This is a genomic window from Anaerobacillus sp. QJM3NY_17, assembly GCF_056173665.1.
The window spans coordinates 3,886,107-3,909,711 of the sequence record NZ_CM149685.1 but is presented as its reverse complement, the minus strand read 5'-3'; the positions used below and the strand labels follow the sequence as shown (position 1 = coordinate 3,909,711).

Genomic DNA, 23,605 nt, shown 5'->3' with positions numbered 1-23,605 from the left:
GTAGAGTCTTTAAAAACGGAGGAGGAATGAGATGAATCGAAAGAAAAAGGTAACGTTGTTGTGTAGCACGCTGATATTGACATCAGTATTTGCTAGCTCTACGATGGCAGCGCCGAACGCCAAACCAGTGCAAGCGCAAAGCCAAGAATACTCGATCTCTGGTTTTATTAGTCATGCGGAGCTAAGTAAAAAACTTCAGCAAATTGATAAAAGCAGTCAGGGACAGGTTAATGTGGAGGTTGCAGGTTACTCCAATCAAGGCCGTGAAATTTATAAGGCGACAGTTGGATCGGGTGACAAAGTCATTTTAGTACAAAGCGAAATTCATGGGAATGAAAAAACGGGTACGGCAGCACTATTGAATTTACTGCAGAAGCTTGGCTCGAATTCGCCAGAAGCAAAGAAAATCAGGAATGAAGTGACGATTGTTGCCATGCCGATGGTGAACCCGGATGCGACAGAGTTAAACAGACGGGGAAATGATATGTCCTGGAGTGAAGTTGTGGAAGATTTCCCTCAGCTCGCTAGTGCGTTGCCATCCTGGAATTACTACACGTATACGAACCAATATTGGGATTATGATTCGAATCCGGGATTTGATGTGAACCGAGATTTTAATCCAAATCTTAACTATGTGCCACAACCTGAAGATTTTCCAAATAACTCTTCAAATCCAGGCTGGTACATTACTCCTGAAGCCCAAACGGTTCGTGATGTTTACAAAGGGTTGTTGAGTGAGTATGGAGTAGTCGATGTGTTCGTTGATTTGCATCATCAAGGCGAATATTTTGTTGAAGGCACAGATGATAAAGTGACGCTTTCGATTTCAGGGGATTTTGTTCCTGATCCTGAAAGTGAAGAAGGCTCGAAATACAGTGAGTATGCTGATACATATGATGGTGATTTTTCAAAGCAGTTAAATGTTGCTGCATATAACGCTCTGCAAGAACGAGGGAATTCCCCATTTGATCATATTAGCCTGTATCCACAGAATCTTGATTTACCTGGTACTGCACTTGGTTCCTTTGCACTTAATGGAAGCGGCGCAGTGCTGTTTGAGGTAACTGGTCAAACGCAAAGCTATGGTCAGAAGGAAAAAGGAAGGCTGATTAAGGCCGTTGAAATTGGACTTAATGGCATTATTGACAGCGTAGTGAGCGAAGATGTTTATGAAATTGACCCTGAGGATTATGATAGCATCCCATTAACAGAACGATAGTCCAGTTAGATACAGAGTTTTATAAGCGGAAACACAACCAATCATTGATGATTTAGAGGAGGATATATATGAAAAAACAAATTCTTACATTAACAGTAGCAGGAACGATGCTTGTGTCTGGTTCGTTTTTAACAGGGAATACGGCTTTAGCTGGAGATAACGGACCGAATGGACCGAACTATGGTGGCAATGAAACGATAAAAAATGAACGCCTGCATTCTTATGAAGAAATGGTGAGCTTTTTAGAAAAAGTCGATAAGCGCTCTGAAGCGTTGGAGCTTGAAGTGTACGGTCAGTCGGTTAAAGGGAGAGATCTTTACCTTGCTAAGTTTGGTACCATGAACCCAGATAATCCAACAATTCTATTCTTAACACAGCAGCACGGAAATGAAACGTTAACGACGGAAGGCGCTCTTGAGATGATTAAGTATTTATCTTCGAACGGAAACAATGTGCAGAATATCCTTGATAACGTGAATGTGCTGATTGCACCGCGACTTAATGTTGATGGGGCAGAAGGTGATGTGAATTTTTCATTAGAAGACTATGTTTCTGGTACGCATACACGCTATAATGCCAACGAAGTTGATCTTAACCGTGATCATGTGGATCGCGAGCAGCCTGAAACACAGGCGCTACACGAGAATGTGCTACAAAAATATTCGCCGGATTATATGATTGACCTTCATCATCAGGGGACGCAAACAACGTTAGGCCACACGGGCGAGCTTGTGTCTGGTTCTATTCTTTATCCTACAAACGGAGACGTTGATCCAGAAGTGGTGGAGCAGTCTAAAGAACTCGGATCCGTTGTTTATAACGCGGTTGAAGCAAAAGGATATGGCCTACTGTCGAAGTATCCGGGAGGAAGTGCGCCAACAATTAGTCGAAACGGACTCGCGATGGAATACGGTATTGCAACACTTCTTTTTGAAATGCGTGGTATGGCCGATCATTATCGCGATGATTACGTTCTCGGGCAGAAGAGTAATGGTTATTTAATCCAACAAGCGGTTACGGCAATGAAAGCGAGTCTAAATGCACTGGCAGATGATTCGATTGATTCAGCAGATACTACTTTCTGGGATACGCTTCCGGAAAGTAATTATGATGGGGAGTAAGTAAAAAAACCTACGATATAAGAAAAAGATAGTTTAAATGTGAGAGATAAACCTATTAGAGATTTAATAGGTTTGTCTCTTTTTTCTTGTTTTTAACGAAAAAAGAGGTGAGAGGGTAATGAATCCCACTTGCACGACAAGAAAATTTTCCTTTTATTATAATTTATTTATAATAAAAAGAGAAATTTCTCTGAAAACGCTTGATTTTCATTTTGTGGAGGATTAGAATGAACCTAGTTGAAGAAAAGATAAAATAATCTGAAGGGTGGCAATATTGAGTATGAACCCGGAAATGAATAAGATCACTGATTTTAATATGGATTTTTTTAATCTTAAAGGAAAAGTTGCAATTATCACTGGAGGTAATTCAGGACTAGGGCAAGGATTTGCGCTTGCGTTAGCGAAGGCAGGAGCTAATATCTTTGCGGTTAGTATGGAAGAAGATGACGACAGAACGAAGAAATTAATTGAAGCAGAGGGCGTTCAATATCATTTAATGCTTGGAAACTTAACTGAAGAAGGCGTCTGCAAGCATATTATTGATAAATGTTTAAGTGTTTTTGGAAAGATTGATATTCTCGTCAATAATGCCGGGATTAACATCAATGAACCAGATGTTACGAAGTTCTCCAGACTTCAGTGGGATAAAATGGTGTCTGTCAATTTAAATGCTCCGTTTGAACTGTCACACGAAGCAGCAAAACATATGATTCCACAACAAAGCGGAAAAATTATTAATACGTGCTCACTGTTCTCTTATCTTGGTGGACAATGGTCGCCAGCTTATGCAGCCACAAAGCATGGTTTGGCTGGATTTACAAAAGCGTATTGCGATGAACTCGCTCAATATAACATTCAAGTGAATGGCATTGCGCCTGGGTACTTTGCAACAGACGTAACAAAGAACACGCGAGAAAATCCTGAAAGCAATCAGCGCGTACTGGATCACATTCCAGCGAATCGCTGGGGAAACATTCAGGATCTCATGGGAGCGGTTGTTTTCTTGGCATCTGACGCTTCTAACTATGTAAATGGAACGTTACTTAATGTCGATGGTGGTTACCTCGTACGATAAATTCTATTAAACTATCATAATAAAAAAGGAGAATCAATTATGAAAAACCTATTAGAAGAATTAAAATCTCTACTTTCTGAGGATCAAATCGTAACAAATGAAGAGGCGCTCTACGATGCATCAGCTGATCGCTATAAGAAATACGCAAAAACGAAAAATGTACTTGATGTTCCAGCACCACTTGCGATCGTGTTTCCTCATTCAACGGAAGAAGTTAAAACGCTTCTCATGTTCTGTAATGAAAATAATATTAACGTGATCCCTAGAAGTGGGAAAACAGGCACTGAGGGTGGACTTGAGAACTGGAAAGAAACGACGCTCGTCATTGACGGTTCTAAGATGAATGAAATTATTAAAATGGATACGTACAACATGCAGGCTACGGTTCAGTCTGGGGTGAAGCTTCAAACGCTTGAAGATGAGCTACGTAAATTGGGCTATACGACTGGTCACTCACCGCAGTCCAAGCCAGTTGCTCAATATGGTGGCCTTGTTTCCACAAGAAGTATTGGTCAGCTTTCCACTTTGTATGGTGCGATTGAGGATATGGTTGTTGGCCTAGAATGTGTTTTTCCTGAAGGACAAGTTTCAAAGATTAAGAACGTTCCAAGACGTTCTGGCGGCCCGGATATTCGCCACATTGCGATTGGGAATGAAGGTGCACTTTGTTATATCACAGAAGTAACGGTGAAAATCTTTAAGCACAATCCAGAGAATAATGCGTTCCACGGCTACTTGATTAAAGATGTTGAAACTGGGATCAAAGTGCTACGTGAAGTCATGGTGAATGGTTACCGTCCATCTGTTGCGCGCGTTTATTCTGAAGAAGATGCAAGACAGCATTTTAAACATTTTTATAATGATAAGTGCGTTTTGATTTTCATGGCGGAAGGTCCAAAAGGAATCGTGGAAGCGACTAACGCAGGTATTGAAGAAGCAGTTGAAAAGTTCCAGTCAGGAATTGTTGAAAAAGTAGATTCGTCGCTAATTGAAAACTGGTTCAATAACTTGAACTGGGATGAAAGCCGCATTGAGCGCGAAATCCAAGATATGATTGATCACAATACTCATGATGGGTTTACAACAGAAGTGTCGGCTGACTGGGAAAGTATCCCGAAACTTTATAACAATGTTATCGAACGGATTAAAAATGAGTTTGATCGTGCAGATGAGCTAACGATGCTTGGCGGTCACTCTTCTCATAGCTACTTGAACGGAACAAATATGTATTTTGTTTACAACTACACAATTAATTGTGCACCAGAAGATGAAATGCGCATTTATCACCACCCGATTCACCAAATCATTATTGAAGAAACGTTGAAGCTTGGCGGCTCTATGTGTCACCACCATGGTATTGGGAAGTATCGTTCTGAATGGACAAAAGAAGAGCACGGTTCTGCATACTATATGCTTGAGAAGTTGAAAGAAGCGTTTGATCCAAAAGGCATCATGAATCACGGAACGATTTTCCCTCAACCTAGCGAAGTGAAAAAGTATATTAGAGGCTAGGAGGGAAATCATGGCGAATCGATACATCATGGGGATTGATAATGGATCACAAAGTACAAAAGTAGTGATCTTTGACCTAGAAGGAAATGAAGTCGCTTATGGTTCACAGGCGTTAAGGGAAACCTTAACACCTGAACCAGGCGTCGTCATTCACCCAGACGATGACTTATGGGATAGTGTTTATTACGGTGTGAAAAACTGTTTAGCAAATTTCGACGGTAATCTGAAAGAAATCGAAGCAATCGGGTTATGTACAATCCGATGCTGTCGCGTTTTACTTAATGAAGACGGTGATTTAGCCCATCCAGCGATTAGCTGGATGGATGCTAGATTATCAAAACCGTATGAGCACAAAGATGATCGCGTACAGTATGTGACAACAACTTCTGGCTATTTAGGATTACAGCTGACGGGAGAATACAACGATACGGCTGGTAATCAGGAAGTATTTTGGCCGATTGACCGTGAAACGTTAGATTGGTCGACGGATGACGCCGTAATTGAAGCGAACGGCTTACGAAGAGATATGCTGTTTAACCTTGTGAAACCAGGTGAAAAGCTCGGTTCCATTCGTAATGAGCTTGCAAAGGAATTTGGTTTAAGCGAAGGCATTCCAGTCGTTGCTACTTCGAACGATAAAGCGGTGGAAGTGCTTGGATCAGGTATTCAGAACGACAGTTCAATCATGATTTCATTGGGTACCTTTATTTCTTCCATGTTATTAAGAGACAACTATTATGAGGACGCGAAAAACTTTTTTCCAACCTTTGCATCCATTCCTTTTAAATACGTCTATGAATCTAACGGTATTCGACGTGGATTATGGACGGTTAGCTGGTTTAAGAAGTTAATCGGTGAAGAGCTTGTAACGGAAGCAGAAAAGTTAGGGATCTCGGAAGAAGAGTTCTTGAATCGTAAGGCGGAAGAAGTTCCTGTTGGTAGTGAAGGGTTGATTACGATCCTAGATTGGTTAGCTTCACCTGATAAGCCTTATCGAAAAGGGTTAATGCTAGGCTTCGATCAACGACATTCTAGGTACCATATTTATCGTTCGATCCTGGAAGCGATTGCATTTAATATTAAAAACAACATTGATGAGATGTTAGATGAAATTGATGTGGAGCTGAATGAATTAGTCGTGATCGGTGGGGGTTCCAAGAGTGATGTCATCATGCAAATCCTGTCCGATTTATTTGGGTTACCCGTGCATCGGCGGAAGGGAAGCAGTAGTGCCTGTTTAGGGGCAGCCATTAGCGCTTCGAAGTATTTAAGTGTTTACGATGATTTTTCTGAAGCGATTGAGCAAATGGTGAAAACGGAAAAAACGTTTGAGCCGAATGCGGAGAATTACAATTTTTATAAGACCTTAAACGAAACGGTTGTACAGCATGTGAGAAAGCATACGGATGAAATTTTTAAACTTTCTTATCCGATTTTTAAATAAGAAATGGATGATCCTTATGAAATCCAATAATCTGAAACGATATTTTCAATTTATGCTTATAGTGTTAGCGGCAGGTGCTATTTTTCCACTCATTTACCTTCGAACAAATTATCAAGGGACGATATTAGAAGTGTATGGGATGAGTTTATCGCAATTAAATAGCATTTTTTCCGTTTTAGGTGTCGCGTTTATAATCGGTTACTTTCCAAGTGGGTGGATTTCGGATCGGTTTTCCGCTAAGAAACTCATTTCTGTTTCTTTATTTTTTGTAGGATTAGCTGGTATTTGGTTTGCTCAAGTGCCAAGCTATCCAGTTGTCATTCTCATCTTTGCAATTTGGGGGATCTTCTCTGTTTTAACCTTCTGGGCAGCCCATTTAAAACTTGTGAAGCTCATTTCAAAAAAAGAAGAAGAAGGACGCTTTTTTGGGATTTTGGATGGCGGTCGAGGTGTTGTTGAAGCAACACTAGCGAGTATCGCAGTGTTTATCTTTTCAAGAGTACTTGGAACAAGTACAGCTGTAGCGGATAAACAAGACGCGTTGGTGAATGTTATCTATCTGTATTCAGGCGTACTGATTGCAGTTTCTGTTCTGATTATGATTTTTGTGGATGTTGAAGATAACTCTACTAAGAAAACAGAAAAAGATGTGAAAAAAGGACCACCCCTAAATTTAGCGACTTTGAAAAAAGTTTTTGCTAACAAATTTGTCTGGTTACTTGGTGGCATCATTTTTATGAGTTACATTGTGACGTGGACCGTGTATTATTTTGGAGGGTTTTTAGAAACGAATGTTGGAATGAATGCATCTATTGTAGGGACCATCACAGTGACAATGCTTTGGATGCGGCCAATTGGTGGTGTTGTCGGAGGGTTTTTAGGAGATAAATTTGGGAAAAGCAGTATCCTTATAATAGCCTTGGGATTAGCGACCCTCTTTTTGACAGCGGTTGCAATATTACCAACAACTTTGCCGAATTTTTACTTTAGTGCATTGATTATCTTAAGTGGTTTATCTGTCTATACGATCCGAGGTCTTTATTGGGCGCTACTAGGCGATTGTGACATTGATGACGAAGTACTTGGTCTATCAATTGGTTTAGTTTCATTTATTGGTTACTTACCAGACATTCTATTACCGCTCGTTATGAGCTTGATGCTTTCATCCTTTGGAGATGCAGGGGGTTACAATGCATACTTCATCTTTAGTGCAGTAGCTGGTGTATTAGGTATCATCATTACGCTAATCTTTAAAACGACAGTTAATCGAAACGTGAAATATACTGAGCAAGAGTCACACCAAAGCGCAGTATAAGAAGCGGAATCTATTCCAATAATAGACAGGCAATCGTAATTTTCGATGAGGAAATTACGATTGTTTATTTTATAGTAATTTTATTCATATAGTTTGCTTAGTGATAGTAGAAATTAAAAGCTTAAGGGGATAGACTTATAGGGAAAAGAAAAACGAGTTGGAATGAAATCAGGTTCCAACTATCAGTTGAAAGAGAATGAAAGGCGTATTAGCTGACTTATTTCATCAATGTTAATAGGATATAACGATTATTCGTAGTTAGCAACCAGTCTTATCGGTATGGCCTAGGGACTGGAGCAAGAAAGGAAGGGAATGGCAATTAAATGATCAAATTAGATACGGCTAATTTAACGAAATTAGAAGAAGAAGTTCACGGCAAATTATCGGATGTTGTTGCTACAAACGATAAGTTGAAAATCATCGATGCCGCTGAGCTATGTGAAGTCTCTCCCTCAAAAGTGTCGAAGCTCGTTCGGAAATTAGGCTTCGATAACTTTAAGCAGTACAAGCTTTACTTTAGCGGCCAGCAAATTAACCTTGAAAAACAAAAAAAATCAAATGAAATTGAGCGATTGATGCAGTTTTTGGAAAACTTCGATCCTGCCCTTATTGATGATTTTGTTTCTGTTTTTCAAAAGTATAAGAAGGTGATTATCTACGGTCTTGGACCATCTTTTATTAGTGCAGAGTACTTTGCGTACAAGTTGACAGTTGTCACAAATAAAAATATCACCGTAGCACAAAGTGAAGACTTTGCGAGCCGACTGGCAGATGAAGATACGCTTCTGATCGTTCTTTCCGTTACAGGGAAATTCTCATCGTTTGAAAATTTATTTACAGAAACAAAGCAAAACGGTGCAGATATCATGCTGATTCTAGAAGAGTATGTGAACACGTTAAATTCGATGGCGGACTATATTTTCTATTTATCGAAGTTTAATCAGGATAACAGCCTGCTTCCTTTTGAAAAAACGAGAACGGTGTTTTTTATTTTTATTGAAGAAGTGATTGCGAGGATTAGTGGGGGAGGGGCACGATGAATACGGTATTAGAAAAGCGTCTTACTTCATAGGGGAATGAGGTGAGACGCTTTTTGTGTACAAGTTAAGCAGAAGGAGTATCTTCATAAGTAATCGTTAGACTCTGAACCTTTAGATCATCTGCTTGTCTGTCTAAAGATTTGACAGCCTGTTCAGACTGATTTTCTAAAGCTGTTAGCAGAGTGCGCTTTGTCATTGTATAACGCTCGGTTTCCTCTACCATTGCTTTAACAATTTCGCCTTGCTGATCTTCGCTAATGATAATAGTCCGTACCAAATTTAGAAACTGTTCATCGATATGATGAATGTCGTCAATGGCATCCTGAAGCTGCTTTTGCTTATGTAATAGACTTGTGGATTCAAGAATTCGTTCTCTTACTGTTAATGAATGTAGTTCTTTCAAGAAAATACCTCCTTAGGCAACTCATTAAATGAGTGAAAAAAGCGTAGAAACTCGGTCATCTTCGTGAAACAAATCTTCAATAGCTTTTCGATACTTTTCGATATAGTCATACCCCTTAGTTACTTGCTTACGAAGAGCAGACAGTTCATAGTCGAAATCAACACCTTGAAGAGGAGGAATAGATTCGTGAACAGAGATATGACGAATGGTTTTACTGAGTCGACTGAAATAGATGTGCTTTCGAAGATACATGCTATAATGATCTGGATTTTGCTCAATATCATTTACTTTCGTAAAAACTTGATGCTTTTGTTTTAAGTATTCTTCCTCGATCTCTCTATTCACAGCGAGCTCAAACCTTCGGATTGCCTCTTCTTTTTCTTGAATAACAGTTTTTCCATCCCGATACATGCGAAGAGACGCGGATATATTCACCAAGATGGTCTCACCATTTTGACTTGTGGAGTAAACCATATCTGTACCCTGATAGGATTTATTACCAGACCTAATGGCCTCAAGCATTTCAGCTATACTATGACTGGATACGATCGTATCCATAAGTTTCTTGTATTCTTCTTTATTTAAAGTCTCAAGCTGCGAGAGAATTTGCATGTAATTATGATAAAGTCTGGAAGCCAAGATTGCATCTCCAGCGATAGGCGGTGGTTGGAGAATCACTGAATCGAAGCGAATCTGATCCATTTTCCAAATAATATCCTCAATGTCTTGTAAATCTTTCTCTACTTTCTCAAAGACATGCACAAGCTCGGTTTTTTGGGCAGTTGTAATATAGTTGGCTTCTACTAACTTTCCGAAAATAGTGTCGGCGTTTTGAGTAATGACCTGAACATTATCGAGAAGGTCAGGAACTTTTTCGTTCATGCTTTCGACCATATCACTAAATTTTGATTGGTCGAGCAGATATGTGCCCGATATATTTGCGATTGGGTTGCCGTTTAATAGTTCAGGATCGAAACCTACCAAATCCTTAATCACTTGATCATTTCCATCTTTTTTAGAGGCAACCGTATAATTAATGGCAAGCTGCTGAAAGTCTTCAATAACATGGTCAGGAATTTCATCAACCAATTCACGAATGCCTTTATAAGTTGGGTTTGTATCGATCATGTCTACTTCCCCAAGAGTAACAAATCCTCTTACACCACTTGCCCCATATAACGGATCATCATAGGAGATGGTTTGATGAACCCTTTTTGCTTTTTGGCTGTAGTAATCTTTGGTGAAGGCTTCGAGGGCTTTGGGGTCTATAGTGTAGATAGCATTTCGGTTATCAGGCGAAATGGAAAATGTTTTTGCAAGTTCTCTTTGGAAATTAGTATCAGCCTCAAATAACTGATAGTAATTAGTTTGTGCACCATTTACACTATAGACTTCATCAAATGTGTTGTATAAAAGTAGAGCAGTTGTATTATTGTTATGTGCTAGTGAATGAGAAAGTCCGATTATCGGGACAGTATTGTCTTTCTCTGAAATTTGAAATTCATTTTTTACATCTTTAACAAATTCATTTGTCATCTGCGCTTGTGAATAATCTTTACCAGCAAACATAGCTTTAATGTTATAAGTCCAATCGTCATTTCCTTGGGAGCCCTGTGAAATAACATATATTTCATTGATATCATTTTCTTTTGATTTAAAATGAATTGCTGTACCGTCATAACCTGAAGTATCTCCTTCAAGTCTGACAGACTCCGATGAGTGGAAGATATCTATGTTAGCAGGAAGAACTTCCCCGAATTCTTCAAGATAAATTTGTTGTACTTCTTGAATGAACTCTTTATCGGAAAGATTGCTATACTCCAATTCTGTTATTCTTAGACGAAACTCGCGAGAATTTGATAGTTGAATCGTCATAAGTTTACTCACTTTCCGTAATGAATTTAATGGATTCTAGCCAATGATAGATAGTGGTTTTGTAATCTTTCTTAACTTGATTACAGTGACTGTCGGCATTACCCTTACTACACTCTGAAAGTGTTGTCACTTCAATAGCTCCATTATTTTCTGTGTTCTGAACCATGGCGACTACTCCAAAGTAACCATCTTCATCTTCATAAAAAGCTCTTTGTATAGTGCGTCCATCAAGTTTTTTTTCTTGAAATTGAAGAGGGAGGTCAAAATTTTCTTCAAGCGTTTGCAAGCTAGACTCCATAAATTCAGCTTTCATAAATTGATAGTATTTAATATTGATTCTGGTACTGACATTATTATCTTTTAGACCAATACTATATTTTTCAGTACCGTCTTGTACATAATATCCTCTTTCATCTATAACGCCCTCTTGAGGAAAATTCATACTATAAGCACCAGTTTCAGAAAGAAAAGGATAAAATCCTTCTTCTGTTTCGTTAATTGATTGAATGAACCCCTTAGTAAATTCATCTTCAAATGCTTTTACATTCGGCAGTTTCTCTGTATCTACTTTCTCTGGATCCGTTGTTTGATTTTCTTCACTCATTTGACAGCCTCCTAAAAATATAGATAAAACCATGAGTAGACTAATAATTAATCTCATTGTGATCCTCCAGCTTCATATGGTTGTTATAGGGCTCTTATTAAAAGATACAATAGATATCCTTTTCTTGGAATGTAACTGAGAGATTTTTTTGTTTGGTCAGCGAAGTAGAGACATTAGTACTAGCTGTGCTATGTTTGATTTATTGTCGTTTTGATGAATGGATTTTTTCTGTTAAGTGTTTTTTCTCCTATTGCTTTCTGTACAATCTGGAGTATTTGCTTAGACTAATGAGAGAACTCTTAGAGTAGAGAGGTTAGTTGGTTTGGCGATAACCTCCCCATTATTATAGTGAGATGCCTGTTAACGTTCGCGGTGTTTTGATTTGTGGTTAATTGGATGTTTCGTGTGTTTCTTGATTAATAAAATGAATGCTTTCAATCCAGTTAGTGAAGGAATTTTTTTTACTTTTTATCACTTCTTCACAATTTGATAGGTCCACTTTACATTCTGAAGTGTAAGTTACCTCAACAGCCCCGTATCTTTTAGTATTTTGGACTAGGGCCACGTATCCATAATAACCCTTATCAGTCTCGAAGTAAGCTGTACTTATTGTACGATCATCCAATTCCCTTGTTTCAAAATTAAGTGGGGATTTTGAATTTTTTATTAGCGTTTCAATTCTTGATTCTCTCAATTCTTTCTTCATAAATTCAAGGTATTTTATAGATATTTCAGAATCAGTATTTTTACCTTCTACACCAACAAGGAAACTTTCAGAGACTTTTTGTATGGAATATCCCATCTCACCTATTACTCCTCCGGAAGGGAAGTCCATTGTGTAGTGGTTGGTATCTGATCGAAAAAGATAGTATCCCTCCCTTGTCTCTTTAATGGATTGTAAGAAACCTCTCGTAAACTCATCTTTAAAAGCTCTTACTTTAGGTAGTTCTTTAGGATCAACTTTTTCAGGATCAGTTGTTTTGATCTCATTACTTATTTGACAACCTGTTATAAGAAAAGAGAGAAGAATGATTAGAGTAATTGGTTGTTTCATTGATACCTCCAAGTTAAAGGTTATATGTCTCTTCTATTAAAAGATACAATAGATTTACTTTTATTGGAATGAATAGTGCTAATCCTACTTTTATTTTATTTATACGAGAGGAGTAATTAGTGAAAAACTTTCTTTTTCTCTTCAGGATTCTTAGTCTGTTATTCATAAGTGAGTGTGCCAATAAAGAAAGCAGCACCATAAAAGATAGAGTAGAAGAAAAATACTTTCTCTCTGTTCAAGAATATACAGGGGAAGGTTATACGCTTGCGAAAGGTGAAAGAAACGGTGAGATTGCGGAAGAACATAGCGAAGAGGTTGATCGGGCAGTAAAGCAGTATTTTAAGAGAAACTATCAAACCAAAGTAAAGGTACATAGCATCGTGGGAGCAGTAGACGGTGCAATTGTTTTTGTCGAATCGGTGGGCAAACCACATTTCTACTCCTATGCAATTATCTCTGTCGATCAGCAATCAGAGACAGTAGATTCTACTGGGGTTTGGTCGCAAGAAGGTCAGGTTGGAGCTGCTATTAGTAGTGGATTATACACGTGGATCTATGAAGATGAATTTCAGAAACTTGATCAGTATTTAGATGGAAAAGTGAAAGAGTATCCTGTAGTAGGTATCTCTGAAGAAGCTAACCAAAATGGTGTGGGTAATTATCATACAACCCCTTATTATAAAGTAGTCATTTACGGTGGTGTTGTGCAAGAAAAACTTTTGAACGAGTATCTTGAAAATTCGGATCTCCCAAAAGATGAATGGGTCAATATGTTAGAAGGGGAATCAATCAATCCGGCTATGGTTAGTGTTCTTATTCAACTGTATATGGAGGAACCTGGTGTTGAACCAAACAAGGAAATATTCGATCAAATCGTGAGTGATTTATCCGATATGGACGGACTACCGATTGGAAAGTATAGTTTTTTACTGCATGATAATACAGTTGATAAAACGAATGGACAGAATAATAAGGAAAACACCCTGGAAAGAAAAGCTCCGAATTATATAATAAAGAGGTAAAGGTGTTTTTATTGATCAATTGTATATTTTAACAAATATCTTAAAAGCGGCTAGTTTATGAGTTTGTCATAAAGCTAGCCGCTTATTTTATCTCTCAAATAATTTACTCAAAACAACATCATTTAGAGTTATCTGGTTCATTTTTTAACTTGTTCTTCCACGCTTCAAACCCATCCCGCTCGACCGATAATTTCTCCATAATCGTTTGCCAGGCATCGACTTGTTCAGGCTTTAGTTCTTGGAAAATGGAAGTGAGGTGCTGTTTTTGTGTGTTGCTCAGCTTTTCCTCTAAATGTTCGCCTTTATCCGTTAGAAACAGCTGTTTAACACGGCGGTCGTGTTCCGCTTCTGATGTTGTGACAAGTTCTTTTTCGATTAAAGTTTTCATTGGTCGATGAAGCGCCTGTTTGCTTACTTCTAACAGTGATAATAATTCATTCACGCTAAGTCCAGGAAAACGTGCGATGAAAAAAAGAATGCGGTGGTGAACGCGTTGGATGCCGTACTCTTCAATCATAATATCCGGTTCTTCTGTGAATGTTTTGTAGGCGAAGTAAAACATGGCTAACACTTCATTCATTTGTTCGTTCGTTTTTTCCTTCATCACTACCCCCTGAAGCTTTGAACATATCGCATTGATTGTATTTCCTAGTATACCACTGCGTCCTTTTTGCCACCAATAAAGAGTCAACAAGTTTGACCTATATCATTTTGTTTGATACCCTTTTATTAAGTCAACATAGTTGACGTTATTTAAGGAGTGTTCAATGATGCAACAAACATATACAGTAGGGAATTATTTATTAGATCGATTATCTGAATTAGGGATTCGTCATATGTTTGGCGTACCCGGAGATTATAATCTTGCGTTTCTTGATACGATTCTTGAAGATGGAAAAATGGAGTGGGTCGGAAATGCTAATGAGCTGAATGCAGCTTATGCTGCGGATGGATATGCAAGAATGAATGGTGCGGGTGCACTTGTCACAACATTTGGCGTTGGAGAACTCAGTGCAGTGAACGGAATTGCTGGCGCATATGCTGAACGCGTGCCGGTGGTGAAAATAACAGGCACTCCAACAACAGCTGTCATGAATAATGGATCGCTTGTTCACCATACGCTTGGTGATGGGAAGTTCGATCGCTTTGCGAGAATGTATGAAGAAGTAACGGTGGCGCAAACGACTTTAACGGAAGAAAATGCGGCACAGGAAATCGACCGCGTCCTGCAAACATGCTGGATGGAAAAGCGTCCGGTACATATTAATCTTCCAATTGATGTGTACAATAAGCCGGTTAACAGACCAGCTTCACCATTGAGTTTATCATTTGAAGGAAATGCTGAAGTGCTGGATGAAATGGTGCGTGAGATTACGAGAGAAGCAAATGAAGCGACTCAGCCAGTCATTTTAGCTGATTATGAAGTGGACCGTTTCGGAGCACGTGAAGCATTGCTTCGTTTTGCAGAAAAAACAGGTTACCCTGTTGCGACGTTAAGCATGGGAAAAGGAGTCTTCCCAGAATCTCATCCTCAATTCAACGGGGTTTATAACGGTGAACTGAGCTCTCCGGAGGTACAAAAACGAGTAGATGAAGCCGATGTTATTTTCCAGATTGGTGTAAAGCTAAGTGACTCGATTACGGGTGGTTTCTCTCATCAATTTACGGAAGAACAGGTTGTCGAGATCAATCCGTATGGCGTGAAGTGGAAGGAAGCAAAATACGCTCCAATTTCGATGATTCAGGCGATGGATGAACTAGCTGCTCGTCTGGATCGATATGAGGGAGAAGCGGAGGCAACGCGATTTGCAGAGGATGAGGTTTCTTCAAGTTCAAATGAAATCACGCAGAAGTGGTTTTATGAGCGAATGGCTAAATTCTTGAAGAAAAACGATGTCCTTCTAGCTGAGCAAGGAACGTCTTTCTTCGGTGCAGCGACGATGCCTTTACCTGAAGGGGCGCGTTTTATCGGTCAACCGCTCTGGGGTTCAATTGGTTATACATTGCCCGCTTTACTTGGCTCACAGCTCGCAGACACTGAGCGACGAAATCTTTTGTTTATCGGGGATGGCTCATTCCAGCTAACAGCACAGGAACTGTCGACGATCATGCGTCATCGTTTAAAGCCAATCATTTTCCTCATTAATAATGATGGTTATACGGTTGAACGCGCGATTCATGGACCTGAGCAAGTTTATAACGATATTGCGACTTGGGATTATCAAAAACTTCCGCATGCGTTTGGATCGGAGGAGCACTTCACGACGTTTAAAGCAGTGACGGAGGAAGAGCTTGATCAGGTGCTCGCTAGTGCTAATGCAGAAGATGAGAAGCTTTGCTTTATCGAAGTTGTCATGCATCGTGACGATACGCCGGAGCTGCTATCAAAGTTAACGAAGAAGTTTGCGGCGCAGAATAATTGATGGAATGAAAAACGTAAGGAATGAATGATAGGGAGTTCGAATCATTGTTATTGATGATTCGGGCTCTTTTTTTCATATTTTAGTAGCTCATCTAACTGACATAGATTGACACTAGGTCACCCTTATTCCTCTTTCATATTTCCTATGCTTCGACAGAACCTCCCATGGTTTCTGGTTCCTAGTGCCTATATAATAGAGTGGTGCTTATGACACTATTTGGGAAAAACGGGGGATGGTTGAATGAGGAAAGTGGTTTTCTATCTAGTAGCTAGTCTTTTAATATTAAGTGGATTAACGTTTCCGGGAAAAGGTTATGCAATCAACGATGGTCATGACGAGTTGAAAAATGAAATTAAAAAGGTGGAGCAGAAGAAAGGAACGACTTTTACTGGAGAAGAACTTGAGAAAATTCAATCACAAGTAAGAGACAAGCTTGCTACTGATCCCAATAAGGTAAAAACTCTAACGGATTACTGGGAGAATGAACCCAATGATACGTTGGATCGAGCGAATCTATTAAATCTCGATGATACGGTGTATGGCACGTTTGAATGGGATGATGTTGACGTCTATCAAATTGAAGTGAAAAATCCGATAGAATTGGTTGTTTCAGGCGCTTCACAACGTGGGATTGACCTCGGTTTCCTTCTTGCTGATGGACATGGGGACTGGTTAACTCCAGATGTTAATGAGGTTTACGACGGAGTTCAAATTCAACTATATGTGATTCCAGAAGGAACTTATTATATAGGAGCTCTTGATTTAAATGGCGGTGGTTCAGATAGCATGTATGCTTTATCTGCCATGAATATGGAGTATATTGATCGCATCTCAGGTGACGATCGCTATGAAACGGCGATCGAGATTGCTAGAGCAGGGTGGCCAAATGGAGCAGATAATGTGGTTCTTGCGACCGGTTCTACTTTTCCAGATGCACTAGCAGGGGCACCGCTAGCATTCCAAATGGATGCACCGATTCTTCTAACTCCAAAAGCCAAGCTTGATAAGCGCGTAAGGAATTTAATGAAAGATTTCGGCGTGAAGAAGGTAACGATTCTTGGTGGACCGAATGCTATATCGTCAGCGGTAGAAAATGAATTAAAAAAAGATATGAAGTTAACCGTTAATCGAATTCAAGGAGAGAATCGATACGAAACAGCAGCTGCGATCGCGGAGACGCTTCTACCAAATCGAACGGCAGTCGTAGTTGATGGTGGGAACTTCCCTGATGCTCTTTCCATGGCTCCATATGCAGCTATGTACGGTCACCCAATCTTTCTAACGGATACAAATGAATTATCAAAAGCAACAAAGGATGCGATGGCAAGTTATACGAAAACGTACGTGATTGGCGGCCCGAATGCGATTAGTGAGAAAGTGAAAAAACAACTTCCATCGGCAACAAGGATACAAGGAAATGATCGTTATGAAACATCAATAGCTGTTACGAAGAAGCTGAAGCTACCCACATACGGCGTCTTTGTAGCGACGGGTGAAGGATTTGCTGATGCTTTGACTGGGTCTGTCTTAGCAGCCAAGTTTGGTGCACCTACGATTCTAACTAAGAAAAATCAACTACCAGAGTCTACTTATAAATTCTTCAAAGAAGAGCAAACGACTGATTATATTATTTTAGGTGGAACAAGTGCTGTTGGACCTGGTGTAGAGGATGATATTCTTTCGTTGGATTGATGGTGAATGGTGCCTGTCACCGCCCGAAGTATGAAAAGTTATGTCGAAATATAGGATGATTCATGAACTTCTCCTTCCCAAAATACACTAACAGTATAGTCTGCTGCATAATTGGGAGGAGATTCAATGGCGGTCCACACAGTAATAATGGGGGATAATCTTTGGCGCATTTCAATGACCTATGGTGTCCCAATCTCCACTTTGAAGACAGTGAACGGTCTCGTTTCTGATCGGCTTGTCCCTGGCTTGAATTTGTATATCCCCGATCAGGAGTTACCTGAGCGATATTATCAAATTAAAGAGGGAGATACGTTTTGGAACCTTTCTCAAAAATATAAAACATCCGTGCTAGCAATCGTTGCGGCTAATCCTAATATTAATCCGACAACGATTCCAATCGGTGCAAGAATTCGGATTCCTACTATGCAGAAATATCCTATGGAAACCCTCGTCTTCTTTGATGCAATAGAAGGCTCACCTTACTTAGAAACGTTGAATGAATTAGCAGATTCTATAACCTATTTAGCTATCTTCACTTACTCATTCACGACTGAAGGCGAGCTTATTACAATCGATGATGATCTAATCTTAAAGCAAACGAAACAGTTGAACATTAAGCCATTACTTGTCATCAGTAACTATGACGTGCAAATGTTTAGTGCGGAGTTAGCCGCTACGGTTCTTCAAAATAAAGAAAGAAGAGCAACACTCGTTCGAAATCTCGTTGCGAAAGTAAAAGAAAAAGGCTATGCAGGAATTAGTATTGATTTCGAATTCGTTCCACCTGAGAGAAGAAATGATTTTACCTCCTTTTTAATGGAGTTAAAGAAAGGGCTGGGTAATCTAACACTCCAACTCAATGCGCATGCCAAAAGCAGCGACATACCAACAAACCGTTTAGTCGGTTTTCTTGACTACAGGGCGGTTGGTGAGGTTGTGGACATAGTTTCCATTATGACGATTGACTACGGTTACGCGATTGGTCCAGCTGACCCGATCTCACCTGTGTGGTGGATCGAACAGGTATTAACTTACGCCACTGGGGAGATCGATGCTCGCAAAGTCATGATGGCGATGAGTTTGTATGGATATGACTGGACGGTGCCGATTCAGTCTAAACCAGCTCAAATGATTTCTGCGCAAATAGCCCAGAATCGAGCAGTCAATGCGTGGATTCCGATTCAATACAACCAAACCGCACAGGCGCCAAACTACCGCTACACCTTTGCAAATACGTCGCACTCAGTTTGGTATGAAGATATCCAAAGCGTCACAGCCAAATACAAACAAATGCAAGTTTATGGTTTGCTGGGTACGACTTACTGGAGGCTTCGCTTTTCGTTTCCGCAGAACTGGGCGTATGTGAAGAAGAATATGCTTGTGCGAAAATAAAAGAGCTATTCAAAATTGTATCATTCGTTCTTTGAAGAGCTGATCATTTGGTTGAAAGAATGTCAGTACTTGAAAACGAAATATCAACTCAAGAACCCCAGGAACCCCCGAACTTCCTGCGGTTCTTTTTTGTGTTGAATATCTTTAGCTAGATAAAATTTGATATTAATTCTGGTCGTAAACTGCTAAAGATGGTATATTTTTGAACCGATAACGAAAGGTAAGTCGTCTATCATACAGGTGAATCCAGGGGGGAGCTAGTTGGGGGAGAAAAAAACAGACAATGAGTTTGAGAAAAATGAAATCGTTAGGGAGTTGATTGATGACTTTGCCGAGCAGATTAAGCGGCTTGCTTATACATATGTGAAAAATTGGGCGGTAGCGGATGATATTACGCAAGAAGTATTTATTTCTTGTTTTAAAAACATAGATCATTTCAGGGGAGAAAGTAGCTATAAAACCTGGTTGTTTAAAATTACGGTCAATCGATGCAAAGATTATTTGAAAAGTAAGTGGTTCAGGTCGATAGTACCTTTTCGCGAGGATGAAAAGGTGGAGGTGGCCACTGGGCTTGATGAGATACTCGTTCAAAAGAGCGAAGGGGAAGAGATTTCTCAGAAGGTTCTTTCGCTTTCGGTGAAATATCGAGAAGTGATTATATTGTTCTATTATGAGGATTTAAGTCTTCAGGAAATAGAAGAATTAACAGGTATTAAAACAGAGACGGTTAAAACAAGATTAAGGCGTGCTAAATTGCAACTTCGTGAGCTTTATAAGGAGGTTGAGTAGATGGAGGACAAGCTGAAAAATCTTCGTAAGGATATGGATGGAACGGTATTGAAGAAGGGCGAGGTGAGTGAGAGGGAGAAGGAGCGGATTTATTACACCGTAATTCATAGTCGTTCTTCCAAGCGGAAACCAAGACGATTGGTCCCAGCTCTATCTTTCGTTACTTGTTTACTTTTGGTATTTATTCTTGGGTCTAATGGAGTTGCTAATTATTTTGGAACAGAACAAGGGCTGGAAAAAGAAGAACAAGAACAACCAGATTTATCTGTTGGTGATGATGAAGTAGAGAAAAAAATGGAGAATGAACAAGCTGAATTTGATAAAAGGAAATTTCCTGATGAGCATTACCAAAAAATTTATGACTATTTATTGAAATGGGAGTTGCCAGAAGAAAATCGCATTTCATTGGAGGATTCAGAAATTCCGTCCAATATTGAATACGAGAATGGTTATAGTTTTTCGAAAGATACTGGATATATTTCGAGTATTAATTGGGGGCAAAGAGACCCTGAAGTTGACGATCAACCTCTTCCGACAGAAGATCAATATATGGGCGTCGTTATGGGATATATCAATGAAAAGGCAGCTGACATAGAAGTCGAACTTTTATCGCCTCCTGTCGTGGGAGTCTATAATAATGAAGTTGATTTTAGGTGGGTTGTGAACGTTGATGGTATTAAAGAAATCCATGATCGGAGTGCGTTAGTGAGAGATCGGATGGAACTAGCGATGAACTATTCGGATGAACTTCCGGCATTAAAAAGCGAGATAGATAAAATCTATACAAAAGCGGACACTCTTGCAAACGACTCCGCATCTCTTGAAGACGATAGCATTGAAAAAGCGAGAGAAATTGAACAACAATATGTCGTCCTTAAGCAAAGTATCGTTAACCTGGCTGGAATCATAGATCTAGCACGAAAAGATAAATTGAACGAACAATCATACTAAGGAGTTGTCCCAAACATGCCATCCACTAAAACAATACTGATTTCAATCGTATCAATCGTCCTTTTGGCTCTTGGACTTGGCTATTGGTTTATCTCAGATATGAATACAACTTTACTAGAAGACAAAGGCGTAACTGAAGCATCTGATGAGGGCTCAGCAGAAGCGGCAGATGAGATTGATCATGAACGCTATATTGATGATGGATCGGATTCAACAGCGAATAATGATATACCGAGTGAACAACATTTTATGAACACTCTTCACGGCATGACACATCAGAAAGTTTTTGCTGATGAAAAATGGACGCTTGTTGAAATGACCGATGAGCGTATTGACGACATGCTCGCCATTCTGGATCAAGTCGAAGGTAAGGGAGAATATGAACATTACGACTTATATGAGCAAGCGTTAATGAAATGGAAAAACGGAAATTTTGAAAATGCGGTCTACGTTCATAACGAGCTCTGGAGATTGAATAACGGGTCAGTCGGAAAGGCGAGTCGGTTATTGTCTGCTGATGAAGAGCAGGTATTTGTTGATGAGCACTACTAAACTAAAGAAAGGATTGAGAGATAAATGATGAAACTAGAAGTTTCCGAAACAGAAAAGTCCGTTTTTCTTGATGGATTAAGGTTGTGGTACAACAAGGAAAGCGGAGCAATACACCTGAAGGTACCTGGGGTGAAGGAACTTCATTATGTAAAAAAAGGTTCAGACCTGTATGAGCCGTTGCTTCAAGAGGTTCAGAGGGTTTCAAAAGACGATTAAATGAATGGTGCGGGAGTTAAACAAACGTTTGTTTAACTCCCGCCGTTTTATTTTATGTAAAGCAGTGGACTGGTTTGAGTTACAGGGGGAGTTAGAGCGGAATACTAGTTTCATTCATAACGATATAAGTCATTCGCCATTTGACGAAACACTTCTGGAGTTAGAGAATGAATACATGAAGCGAGATTTACTGACTGAGTGGGTCTTTTTCTAAATGAACTTTAAAAAGGAGCTCTTACATGCTAATTCAATGCACCAAAAAACTATTAGATGAAGTGAAAGGCGACGTAGCGATAGATGTAGATGAGGAACCTTTACATTCTTGGCATGCTAACGTCATTAAGCTTGGACGGAAAAAGGTAGTGGTTCTCGTTAATGATCAAAATCGCTATGCAATTGTACTATATGGTGTAAAAGCGAAAGACTTTAAGCAATTGGATCAGCTATTGCTTAAAGGAATTGAACGAGTGTATGCGGCAGAAGGGATTAAGAAAGAGATTATTAATCAAGTCGTTCAGAACGCAGGCCAGACGACTTATGCCAAAACTAAAAATCCCACGACGGTTGCGAGATTAAACAAAGCTTGTGAAAACGTGGAATTCGGTGAAGATATGATTGACCCTGATACAATTATCCAAGAAGAATTGAGTCAATGGGTTAGCAATACGTTGTATGGAAACGGAAAGAATAGCTACATTGTACCAAATGAGGAATTGTACAAAGACTTAGAAGAGCTTTCAGGTGGGGAGATTTTTAGTATAGAGGCGGTAGTTCTGAAGGTAACGCTGCAACTCAGGGATTATAATGTATGGCGAAGGTTAAGAGTACCGACGAATACAACCTTTTCGAGTTTCCATAGAATTTTACAAACCACTTTTGGGTGGATGAATGCTCATCTTCATGATTTCATGATTTATCCTTTGGAAGCAGATAAACATAATAATCGTCCACTGATGAACTTAGTCAGTAGTAAGCATGCTTTTGACTTTCAAGGAGAAACGCCAATGGCATTAGAGGGAGGAAAGAAACTTTCGGATTATCTGCCTGCTCGCATGGTGTATACCTACGATTATGGAGATTACTGGGTGCATGAAATTGAGGTAGAACGAATCATTCAAAATTCAGATTTAAATTATTCTGTCTGCCTTGATGGGGAAGGGAATGCTCCTCCTGAAGATGTAGGTGGAGAAGGTGGATTTGAAGAATTCCTCCAAATTGTTAATGATGTGAATCATCCTGATCGTAAGGATATGATGGACTGGGCTATATCCCAGGGGTATAAGTCGTTTGATAAAGATGTTATTAATCGGTTGTTGAAGAAATAATGACAATTCGAAAAGGTATATTAAAGCATCTCTGGGTCACTTCCAGGGGTGCTTTTTAGTTTGATAGAAACGAGTCCTTAGTGCCTTCTTTCGTGTTAGAAGGTTGTTATTCACATCCAGTTAATTACCAGTTCGTGTTAAAATAATAACAAAAAAGAGGTGCTATCATGAATACAAAGAGAGACAGTGGGATTAAAGTGGCCGCCTTCTTAGTGGGTTGGATGATTCTTATTTTTGGAGTAATCACTGGCATCATTGTGTGGAATGTATCTCAATCCTGGTTTGGTGGTTTGAACGTTATTGGGAGTAGCTTATTCTTTGGGGTTATTCTGCTTGGACTGTCTCAGATCATGACTTACCAGGAGCAACAGCTAAGTGAAACAGAAGAACTAAAACGTATGATAAAAGATCGGCAGGAATGAAGATGGTTAGTTCATATATGAGTGCTAAGGAGTTGAAAGAGTGAGTCGGTTCTACATAAGTAGGGGTTAAGGATACGCTGAACTCACAAATTCATTAGCTCTTTTCAGTTACTCTTCCCACTAAATTCTTCTTCAAGATAATAAAAAACTTGACCCTCC

Annotated in this window: 22 protein-coding genes; 17 read left to right on the top strand and 5 right to left on the bottom strand. The window is 39.5% G+C overall.

Annotated features, from left to right (window positions below):
- The first annotated feature begins 31 nt into the window (after nt 1-31).
- The 7 genes from AC0VYV_RS20030 (at nt 32) to AC0VYV_RS20000 (ending at nt 8,726) form a co-directional block, all read left to right on the top strand.
- Complete coding sequence (locus AC0VYV_RS20030; protein WP_475366009.1) at nt 32-1,219, top strand: M14 family zinc carboxypeptidase; 1,188 nt, start codon at nt 32-34, stop codon at nt 1,217-1,219.
- A 68-nt stretch (nt 1,220-1,287) separates the two neighbouring features.
- Nucleotides 1,288-2,340, top strand: a complete 1,053-nt coding sequence (locus AC0VYV_RS20025; RefSeq protein ID WP_475366008.1) for a M14 family metallopeptidase — start codon at nt 1,288-1,290, stop codon at nt 2,338-2,340.
- 280 nt (nt 2,341-2,620) lie between these two features.
- Nucleotides 2,621-3,415: an SDR family oxidoreductase gene (locus AC0VYV_RS20020; RefSeq protein ID WP_475367528.1), complete on the top strand. Its 795-nt coding sequence runs from the start codon at nt 2,621-2,623 to the stop codon at nt 3,413-3,415.
- A gap of 39 nt (nt 3,416-3,454) precedes the next feature.
- Entirely contained in the window at nt 3,455-4,927 is a 1,473-nt protein-coding gene (locus tag AC0VYV_RS20015; protein WP_475366007.1) for an FAD-binding oxidoreductase, read from the top strand.
- A 10-nt stretch (nt 4,928-4,937) separates the two neighbouring features.
- Nucleotides 4,938-6,371, top strand: a complete 1,434-nt coding sequence (locus AC0VYV_RS20010) for an FGGY-family carbohydrate kinase (RefSeq protein ID WP_475366006.1) — start codon at nt 4,938-4,940, stop codon at nt 6,369-6,371.
- Between the two features lie 16 nt (nt 6,372-6,387).
- On the top strand, nt 6,388-7,686 hold the full coding sequence (locus AC0VYV_RS20005; RefSeq protein WP_283153449.1) for an MFS transporter: 1,299 nt from the start codon (nt 6,388-6,390) through the stop codon (nt 7,684-7,686).
- A gap of 323 nt (nt 7,687-8,009) precedes the next feature.
- On the top strand, nt 8,010-8,726 hold the full coding sequence (locus tag AC0VYV_RS20000; RefSeq protein ID WP_475366005.1) for a MurR/RpiR family transcriptional regulator: 717 nt from the start codon (nt 8,010-8,012) through the stop codon (nt 8,724-8,726).
- A 64-nt stretch (nt 8,727-8,790) separates the two neighbouring features.
- Here AC0VYV_RS20000 and AC0VYV_RS19995 read toward each other — a convergent pair whose 3' ends face one another.
- The 4 genes from AC0VYV_RS19995 to AC0VYV_RS19980 form a co-directional block, all read right to left on the bottom strand.
- Nucleotides 8,791-9,129, bottom strand: a complete 339-nt coding sequence (locus AC0VYV_RS19995) for a hypothetical protein (protein ID WP_475366004.1) — start codon at nt 9,127-9,129, stop codon at nt 8,791-8,793.
- Nucleotides 9,130-9,153: 24 nt separating this feature from the next.
- On the bottom strand, nt 9,154-11,004 hold the full coding sequence (locus AC0VYV_RS19990) for a DUF6792 domain-containing protein (RefSeq protein ID WP_475366003.1): 1,851 nt from the start codon (nt 11,002-11,004) through the stop codon (nt 9,154-9,156).
- A gap of 4 nt (nt 11,005-11,008) precedes the next feature.
- Complete coding sequence (locus AC0VYV_RS19985; RefSeq protein ID WP_194218544.1) at nt 11,009-11,608, bottom strand: hypothetical protein; 600 nt, start codon at nt 11,606-11,608, stop codon at nt 11,009-11,011.
- A gap of 388 nt (nt 11,609-11,996) precedes the next feature.
- Nucleotides 11,997-12,662: a hypothetical protein gene (locus tag AC0VYV_RS19980; RefSeq protein WP_475366002.1), complete on the bottom strand. Its 666-nt coding sequence runs from the start codon at nt 12,660-12,662 to the stop codon at nt 11,997-11,999.
- Nucleotides 12,663-12,781: 119 nt separating this feature from the next.
- Here AC0VYV_RS19980 and AC0VYV_RS19975 point away from each other — a divergent pair, with 119 nt between their 5' ends.
- Nucleotides 12,782-13,684 (top strand): DUF1672 family protein, encoded by a 903-nt coding sequence (locus AC0VYV_RS19975; protein ID WP_371017714.1) that lies wholly within the window; start codon nt 12,782-12,784, stop codon nt 13,682-13,684.
- Nucleotides 13,685-13,802: 118 nt separating this feature from the next.
- Here the strand turns inward: AC0VYV_RS19975 and AC0VYV_RS19970 are convergent, their stop codons facing one another.
- The gene (locus AC0VYV_RS19970) at nt 13,803-14,288 is read right to left on the bottom strand and encodes a MarR family winged helix-turn-helix transcriptional regulator (RefSeq protein WP_475366001.1); all 486 of its coding nucleotides are present in this window, start codon (nt 14,286-14,288) and stop codon (nt 13,803-13,805) included.
- A gap of 166 nt (nt 14,289-14,454) precedes the next feature.
- Between AC0VYV_RS19970 and AC0VYV_RS19965 the strand changes: the two genes are divergently transcribed.
- From AC0VYV_RS19965 to AC0VYV_RS19925, 9 genes are all read left to right on the top strand, one after another.
- Nucleotides 14,455-16,107: an alpha-keto acid decarboxylase family protein gene (locus AC0VYV_RS19965; protein WP_475367527.1), complete on the top strand. Its 1,653-nt coding sequence runs from the start codon at nt 14,455-14,457 to the stop codon at nt 16,105-16,107.
- 240 nt (nt 16,108-16,347) lie between these two features.
- A complete protein-coding gene (locus AC0VYV_RS19960; RefSeq protein WP_475366000.1) occupies nt 16,348-17,799 on the top strand; it encodes a cell wall-binding repeat-containing protein in 1,452 nt (483 codons plus the stop codon).
- 126 nt (nt 17,800-17,925) lie between these two features.
- Entirely contained in the window at nt 17,926-19,191 is a 1,266-nt protein-coding gene (locus tag AC0VYV_RS19955) for a LysM peptidoglycan-binding domain-containing protein (RefSeq protein ID WP_475372993.1), read from the top strand.
- A gap of 261 nt (nt 19,192-19,452) precedes the next feature.
- The gene (locus AC0VYV_RS19950; protein ID WP_475374167.1) at nt 19,453-19,980 is read left to right on the top strand and encodes a sigma-70 family RNA polymerase sigma factor; all 528 of its coding nucleotides are present in this window, start codon (nt 19,453-19,455) and stop codon (nt 19,978-19,980) included.
- Nucleotides 19,981-20,931 carry a hypothetical protein gene (locus AC0VYV_RS19945; RefSeq protein WP_430243226.1) on the top strand — a complete coding sequence of 317 codons (951 nt, stop codon included), beginning with the start codon at nt 19,981-19,983 and terminating at the stop codon, nt 20,929-20,931.
- Between the two features lie 15 nt (nt 20,932-20,946).
- Complete coding sequence (locus AC0VYV_RS19940; protein ID WP_475374166.1) at nt 20,947-21,483, top strand: DUF6241 domain-containing protein; 537 nt, start codon at nt 20,947-20,949, stop codon at nt 21,481-21,483.
- Between the two features lie 24 nt (nt 21,484-21,507).
- On the top strand, nt 21,508-21,699 hold the full coding sequence (locus AC0VYV_RS19935) for a hypothetical protein (protein ID WP_475374165.1): 192 nt from the start codon (nt 21,508-21,510) through the stop codon (nt 21,697-21,699).
- 239 nt (nt 21,700-21,938) lie between these two features.
- Complete coding sequence (locus AC0VYV_RS19930) at nt 21,939-23,024, top strand: plasmid pRiA4b ORF-3 family protein (RefSeq protein ID WP_475374164.1); 1,086 nt, start codon at nt 21,939-21,941, stop codon at nt 23,022-23,024.
- A gap of 167 nt (nt 23,025-23,191) precedes the next feature.
- On the top strand, nt 23,192-23,446 hold the full coding sequence (locus AC0VYV_RS19925; RefSeq protein WP_475374163.1) for a hypothetical protein: 255 nt from the start codon (nt 23,192-23,194) through the stop codon (nt 23,444-23,446).
- The last annotated feature ends 159 nt before the right edge of the window (nt 23,447-23,605 follow it).